Annotated in this window: 9 protein-coding genes; 3 read left to right on the top strand and 6 right to left on the bottom strand. The window is 40.4% G+C overall.

The window, feature by feature from the left end; translation table 11 throughout:
* The 5 genes from QZ359_RS08565 to QZ359_RS08545 all read right to left on the bottom strand — a co-directional run.
* Positions 1-307: cytidine deaminase (locus QZ359_RS08565; protein WP_293965791.1), on the bottom strand; the 307-nt coding region annotated here is incomplete at its 3' end.
* Entirely contained in the window at positions 294-956 is a 663-nt protein-coding gene (gene deoC, locus QZ359_RS08560; RefSeq protein WP_293965787.1) for a deoxyribose-phosphate aldolase, read from the bottom strand. The genes QZ359_RS08565 and deoC, both read right to left, overlap by 14 nt.
* 19 nt (positions 957-975) lie before the next feature.
* Positions 976-2253, bottom strand: coding sequence for a pyrimidine-nucleoside phosphorylase (locus QZ359_RS08555; RefSeq protein WP_293965785.1), 1278 nt, complete (start codon positions 2251-2253; stop codon positions 976-978).
* Positions 2250-2840, bottom strand: coding sequence for a class I SAM-dependent methyltransferase (locus tag QZ359_RS08550; RefSeq protein WP_293965782.1), 591 nt, complete (start codon positions 2838-2840; stop codon positions 2250-2252). Before QZ359_RS08550 ends, QZ359_RS08555 begins: the two co-directional genes overlap by 4 nt.
* Before the next feature lie 191 nt (positions 2841-3031).
* Positions 3032-3436 carry a hypothetical protein gene (locus tag QZ359_RS08545; RefSeq protein ID WP_293965780.1) on the bottom strand — a complete coding sequence of 135 codons (405 nt, stop codon included), beginning with the start codon at positions 3434-3436 and terminating at the stop codon, positions 3032-3034.
* A gap of 200 nt (positions 3437-3636) precedes the next feature.
* On the opposite strand from QZ359_RS08545, the gene coaA reads away from it, so the two are divergent.
* The 3 genes from coaA (at position 3637) to QZ359_RS08530 (ending at position 5438) form a co-directional block, all read left to right on the top strand.
* The gene (coaA, locus tag QZ359_RS08540) at positions 3637-4557 is read left to right on the top strand and encodes a type I pantothenate kinase (protein WP_004258795.1); all 921 of its coding nucleotides are present in this window, start codon (positions 3637-3639) and stop codon (positions 4555-4557) included.
* A gap of 67 nt (positions 4558-4624) precedes the next feature.
* Complete coding sequence (rpsT, locus tag QZ359_RS08535; protein ID WP_001274000.1) at positions 4625-4861, top strand: 30S ribosomal protein S20; 237 nt, start codon at positions 4625-4627, stop codon at positions 4859-4861.
* 52 nt (positions 4862-4913) lie between these two features.
* Positions 4914-5438, top strand: coding sequence for a DNA topology modulation protein (locus tag QZ359_RS08530; protein WP_261037817.1), 525 nt, complete (start codon positions 4914-4916; stop codon positions 5436-5438).
* A 26-nt stretch (positions 5439-5464) separates the two neighbouring features.
* Here QZ359_RS08530 and deoD read toward each other — a convergent pair whose 3' ends face one another.
* On the bottom strand, positions 5465-6175 hold the full coding sequence (deoD, locus tag QZ359_RS08525; RefSeq protein ID WP_293965793.1) for a purine-nucleoside phosphorylase: 711 nt from the start codon (positions 6173-6175) through the stop codon (positions 5465-5467).
* Between the last annotated feature and the right edge of the window lie 3 nt (positions 6176-6178).

The following is a 6178-nucleotide window of genomic DNA, read 5'->3' as shown; positions in this document are numbered from 1 at the left end:
CCTTTAGATCTTGTTCAAAAAATTCGACCATAACTTGGCGACAAGCTCCACAAGGAGAAATAGGTTTCTCAGTTTGACCGTAAACAATCAACTCTGAAAACTCACGTTGTCCTTCGGAGATAGCTTTAAAAATAGCTGTTCTCTCACCACAGTTGGTCAAGGGGTAGCTAGCATTTTCAATATTGCATCCTGTATAAACACTACCGTCCTTGGCAACCAAAACAGCACCAATCGGAAAATGTGAATAGGGTACATAGGCGTTTTTACTAGTCTCAATCGCTAAGTCAATCAACTCAGTAGTCGCCATCTGCTAACTCTCCTTTTAAGATTGCTACACCAGAAGATGTTCCGATACGAGTAGCTCCAGCTTCAACAAAGGCGACTGCATCTGCATAAGAACGAGCTCCACCAGCAGCCTTGACACCCATATCAGGTCCAACTGTTTCACGCATTAATTGAACATCCGCTATCGTAGCACCACCAGTTGAAAAGCCAGTTGAAGTTTTTACGAAGTCAGCTCCAGCTTTTTGGGCCAATTGGCAAGCCACAACTTTTTCTTGGTCTGTCAGAAGGCAAGCTTCAATAATGACTTTCACTAACTTGTCACCACTTGCTTCCACGACTGCGCGAATATCTGACTCAACCAAATCAAGATTACCTGTTTTGAGAGCCCCAACATTGATCACCATATCAATCTCGTCTGCACCATTTTGAATAGCTTCTTTGGTTTCAAAAGCTTTCACAGCTGAAGTTGTTGCTCCCAAAGGGAAACCTACTACTGTACAGACCTTGACATTTGAGTCTTCAAGCCCTTTTTTAGCATGTTCAACCCAGGTCGGATTGACGCAAACACTGGCAAAATCATACTCCCTAGCCTCAGACAACAAACAATCAATTTGATTTTCTGTTGCATCTTGTTTTAAAAGCGTATGATCGATATATTTATTTAATTTCATATTCGGATTCTCCTGCGGTTTATGAGATAATTTCTATAATTTCTCGTAAACTTTGCACCCTATCATTTATTTTAACATATTTTTGAAAATCTGTAACTAGCTGAGGAGAAATTTTTCCATTTGTGTATACTTTTGCAACAATTTCTCCCTTTTGAACGGAATCTCCAACTTTCTTTTCAAAAACAATTCCTGTTTCATAGTCCAAGGCATCAGACTTAACTGCACGGCCTGCCCCCAGTCTCATAGCATAAAGCCCAAATTCCATTGCTGGAAGAGCTGAAATGACACCCGTTTCCTGAGCAGGGATTTCCACCACATGGGCTACATTGACAGGACGATAGAGGTCTTCCAAGTCTCCACCTTGGGCTTGGACCATTTCCTCAAACTTGGCCAGCGCCTTGCCATTCTCAAGATGTTGGCGAACTTCTTCAACTGTCTTGTTAACATTTGCCAGGCCAAGCATAATTTGAGCCAATTCGCAGATGAAGTGGGTAATATCCTGACGTCCTTGACCTTGTAAAATCTCCAATGCTTCAAGAATTTCTAGACGATTTCCAATCGCTCGTCCCAAGGGCTGACTCATATCCGTAATCACTGCTACCGTCTTTCGACCAACTGCCTTACCAAGTTCCACCATGGTTTGAGCCAACTCACGCGCCTCATCAACCGTTTTCATGAAGGCACCCTCACCGACAGTCACGTCTAGCAAAATAGCATCCGCTCCTGCCGCAATTTTCTTGCTCATCACCGAACTCGCAATCAAAGGAATCGTGTCGACAGTTGCGGTCACATCACGGAGGGCGTAGAGAAGCTTGTCTGCTTTAACCAGTTGGTCTGATTGCCCAATGACAGATACACCAATATCCTGAACTTGATTAATGAAATCCTCTTGATTACGTTCTACTTGATAGCCCTTAATGGACTCCAATTTATCAATTGTTCCACCAGTATGGCCGAGACCACGACCACTCATTTTCGCGACTGGAACTCCAAAGCTAGCCACTAGAGGAGCTAAAATCAAGGTCACCTTATCACCAACACCACCAGTAGAATGCTTGTCAACCTTAACCCCATCAATAGCTGATAAATCAAACTCTTGACCTGTCTGAACCATTTTCATGGTCAAATCAGATATTTCTCGAGTCGTCATTCCTTTGAAATAGACAGCCATAGCAAAGGCAGACATCTGATAATCAGGAACAGTTCCTGACACATAGCCTTCAACTAGCCATTCAATTTCACTCGAAGTCAGTTCTTGACCATCTCGTTTCTTTTGGATTAAATCAACTGCTCTCATTCTTTCACACTTCTAAGGATATAGTATCCCTTGTCTTTTTTGACGACTTCACAATTTCCAAACACATCTTCCATCTTGGACTTGGCACTTGGAGCCCCTTGTTTTTTCTGGATAACGATAGTCAAATCCCCACCAGTTTCCAAAAAATCTTTACTTTTCTCAATGATTTCATGAACCACCTGCTTACCCGCACGGATAGGGGGATTAGAAATGACATGGTCAAAATGTCCTTCAACTTGTTCATAGATGTTGGACTGGAAAATCGTCGCTTCTACTTTATTTCGTTCAGCATTTTGTCGTGCCAAATCCAAGGCACGATTATTGATGTCGACCATGGTAGCCTGAACTCCATAAGCCTTAGCTAAAGACAAGCCCAAAGGTCCGTAACCACAGCCTACATCAAGGACAGTTTCTCCTTGGTTGACCTCAAGACACTTGAGCAAGAGTTGACTCCCAAAGTCAATCATTTTCTTGCTAAAAACACCCGCATCTGTCAAAAAGGTCATTTTTTCTCCCAATAAGTCCACTCTTAACTCATGAATGTCGTGAGCAGCGTCAGGATTTTCTGCATAATACATTTTACTCATGAAACTATTTTACCATAATTTGACTTAAATTGTAAATCGTTTACAAACTGATAATAAAACGAAAAAGACTGAAGAAAGCTAGCCAAGAAGACCTTTTCTTCAATCTCTTTCAATTATTGGAAACGAATGACAAATCATGTAGGAGCAGATATCTCATAGTCTATTGTCTGTAATTAGGCTCATTTTTATGACTATTGCTTAACCTTCAAATACTTTATTATCAACAAAATTCCCAACAGGATGTTTAGATAAAAGCCCAACTGATAAGTTTGTGTCAAGATTTCCAAACTTGTCCAAAGTCGTATCAAATCTTCTAGTGACATACGGAATAGATATCCTTCTGTAGCAATCCACAAAATCAAAAATAGATAACTACCAGCAGCAAGCCATTTCGTCCACCGTTTTTTTAGTAGGCAAGCAATCAAGAGCGAACAGATAAAGATAGCTGTTACAATAGCATGTTCCATCAAAAAAGTAAAACCGTAATAGATTTCCACAAAGCGTCTACCATTATCCGCATTCGCCCCTTTTATAAAAGGTAGTGCAAAACTTAAAATAAAACAAAGTTCCAATATGTAACGTTTTAAGATTCTCATAGTACACCTCCTATAAGTTGTAACCCTCAAAGCCCCCTTTATTAGCTTATAAATCAGGAGAAAGTAGCTCCTACTTCATCAATAAATTGTTCATCCTCTATCTACTTATAGTATATACTATTGACTTAACACATTCAAGAAACCGCTTTATTTTTTTAGCTTTTTATGGTATGATAGACAAAATATCTAGGGGAAAACAAATGACCAACGAATTTTTACATTTTGAAAAAATCAGCCGCCAGACTTGGCAATCGTTACATCGAAAGACAACACCTCCTTTGACAGAAGAGGAATTAGAATCCATCAAGAGTTTTAATGACCAGATTAGCTTGCAGGATGTTACCGATGTCTATCTTCCCCTAGCCCATCTCATCCAGATTTACAAGCGTACCAAGGATGATTTGGCCTTTTCAAAAGGGATTTTTCTTCAACGTGAAAGCAAATCCCAACCTTTTATCATTGGGGTTTCTGGGAGTGTTGCCGTTGGAAAATCCACAACCAGTCGCCTACTTCAAATCCTACTGTCCCGTACGCTTACAGATGCTACGGTTGAATTGGTAACAACTGACGGCTTTCTCTATCCCAACCAGACCTTGATTGAACAAGGGATTTTAAATCGCAAGGGATTTCCTGAAAGCTATGATATGGAAGCTCTTCTCAACTTCCTGGATCACATCAAAAATGGACAAGATGTAGATATTCCTGTCTATTCTCATGAAGTCTACGACATCGTACCCGAGGAAAAGCAAAGCGTCAAAGCTGCTGATTTTGTCATTGTTGAGGGAATAAATGTCTTTCAAAATCCACAAAACGAGCGTCTCTACATTACTGACTTCTTTGACTTTTCCATCTATGTTGATGCTGCAGTTGATGACATCGAGAGTTGGTATCTAGACCGTTTCTTAAAAATGCTGAGCCTAGCCCAAAACGACCCTGATAGCTACTATTATCGTTTTACACAAATGCCGATTGGGGAAGTGGAATCCTTTGCCCATCAGGTCTGGACCAGTATCAATCTCACAAATCTACAAAATTATATTGAACCAACTAGAAATCGTGCAGAAGTGATTCTTCATAAAACAAAGAACCATGAAATCGATGAAATTTACTTAAAAAAGTAATTTTCCCTTGTCAAAACGTCAGTTTTCAGATATAATGGTATAGTTAGTAAATATGGAGGTAAGAACATTGGCAAACATTAAATCAGCTATCAAACGCGCTGAATTGAACGTTAAACAAAACGAAAAGAACTCAGCTCAAAAATCAGCTATGCGTACTGCTATCAAAGCTTTCGAAGCAAACCCATCTGAAGAACTTTTCCGTGCTGCTAGCTCAGCTATCGATAAAGCAGAAACTAAAGGTTTGATTCACAAAAACAAAGCAAGCCGCGATAAAGCTCGTCTTTCAGCTAAACTTGCTAAATAAGAAACAGTCCATAGAGGCTGTTTTTTTATCCTCAAATAGGAAAAGGTAGAAAATGAAAATCGCAATTATCGGATATTCTGGTTCTGGTAAGTCAACGCTAGCAGAAAAGTTGTCTCACTACTACTCCATCCCAAAACTTCACATGGACACACTTCAATTTCAACCCGGTTGGCAAGACAGTGACCGTGAATGGATGTTGGATGAGATGAAAAATTTTCTCACCAAGCATGAAGCTTGGGTTATTGATGGTAATTATTCTTGGTGCTATTACCAAGAAAGAATGCAGGAAGCTGACCAAATCATCTTTCTCAACTTTCCCCCATTGACCTGTCTCTTTAGAGCCTTTAAGCGTTATCTTAAATACCGGGGAAAAGTCAGAGAAAGTATGGCAGAAGGTTGTCAAGAACAGTTTAATTGGGAGTTTATCAGATGGATTCTCTGGGATGGGCGGAGCAAATCCGCTAAGGAACGCTACAAGTGGATTCAAAAAAACTATCCATATAAAGTGGTCATCCTCAGATCACAAAAAGAGATAGACCAATTTCTAGATAAGAAAAGGAAGTCCTCCAATTCATAAAGAAGGGCTTCCTTTTTTGGATATAATTATTCTGCAATCAAGGTTTCCAAACCAACCTTCATCATATCGGTGAAGGTATTTTGGCGTTCTTCTGCAGTCGTGTCTTCATCTGGATTAACCAAACTATCAGAGATTGTCATGATAGCTAGCGCATCAACATGGTATTGGGCAGCGAGATAGTAAAGAGCTGCTGCTTCCATTTCCACAGCCTTGACTCCCCATTTACCAAGTTCGATGTTCTTTTCAAAGTAGTTTGAGTAAAAGACATCAGAAGACAAAACGTTCCCAACGTGGGTTGTCATACCAAGTCCTTTGGAGATATGGTAGGCCTTGTCCAGCAAATCAAAGCTAGCGATTTGTGGGAAATCGTACTGTGGCCAGTCATTACGGACAATGTTTGAGTTGGTTGCAGCTGCCTGAGCCAAAACCAATTCACGAACGTGGACATCTTCATTCAAAGAACCCGCAGTTCCCACACGGATTAATTTTTTCACACCGTAGTCAACAATTAACTCACGCGCATAAATCGAAATAGATGGCATCCCCATCCCAGTTCCCATGACTGATACACGGTGGCCCTTGTAAGTACCAGTGTAACCAAACATGTTACGTACTTCGTTAAAACAAACAGCATCTTCAAGGAAATTCTCCGCAATAAACTTAGCACGAAGAGGATCCCCAGGAAGAAGAATTTTATCAGCAATTTCACCCTGCTGAGCAGCAATATGGATAGACATAAT

The sequence above is a fragment of the Streptococcus sp. genome (genome assembly GCF_019414905.1).
GTDB lineage: Bacteria > Bacillota > Bacilli > Lactobacillales > Streptococcaceae > Streptococcus.
This window is presented reverse-complemented; position numbering and strand designations above follow the sequence as displayed.